The organism is Variovorax sp. CF313, from assembly GCF_000282635.1.
GTDB lineage: Bacteria > Pseudomonadota > Gammaproteobacteria > Burkholderiales > Burkholderiaceae_C > Variovorax.
The window spans coordinates 1-654 of sequence record NZ_AKIW01000160.1 but is presented as its reverse complement, the minus strand read 5'-3'; the positions used below and the strand labels follow the sequence as shown (position 1 = coordinate 654).

The window sequence follows — 654 nt, the reverse complement described above, 5'->3', positions numbered from 1 at the left end:
TCTCGCGCGGCAGCGCGTAGTGACGCACGAGGTCGGTGACCTGTAGCAGCGGTGAAGCGGTGGTCCCACTCATGGTGCGATGGCCCCTTGCGCGGCGATTTCCTCGAGCCGGATGCAGCGCACCGCGTGATCTGGCGGCAGCATCGTGGCCGGCGGCCGCGTGGTCTTGCAGGCGTCGACGGTGTAGCTGCAGCGGCCCGCGAAGGGGCAGCCCGGCGGCAGGTCGACCAGCTCGGGCACGCTGCCCCTGATGGTGGCCAGACGCAGGCCACGCGGCGCGCCGATGGCGGGCCGCGCGGCGAACAGGCCTTGTGTGTAGGGATGCCCACGGCGCGCGAACACGGCCTCGGTCGGGCCGCTCTCGACCACGCTGCCGCCGTACATCACGAGCATCTTCGAGACCGTCTGCGCGATCACGCCGAGGTCGTGCGAGATCAGGATCAGCGCCATGCCGCGCTCGGCCACGAGGCCCTGGATGAGTTCGAGGATCTGCTTCTGGATCGTCACGTCGAGTGCAGTGGTGGGCTCGTCGGCAATCAACAGGTCGGGCCCGCAGGCGAGCGCCATCGCGATGCCGATGCGCTGGCGCTGGCCGCCGGAGAACTGGTGCGGATAGGCATCGAGGCGCGAGGCCGCGTCGGGGATGCCCACGCG

At 70.6% G+C, this 654-nt stretch carries 1 protein-coding gene; it reads right to left on the bottom strand.

From position 1 onward, the window contains the following. Window positions 1-69: 69 nt before the first annotated feature. A partial coding sequence (locus PMI12_RS26230) for an ABC transporter ATP-binding protein (RefSeq protein WP_007838785.1) occupies window positions 70-654 on the bottom strand: 585 nt, incomplete at its 5' end.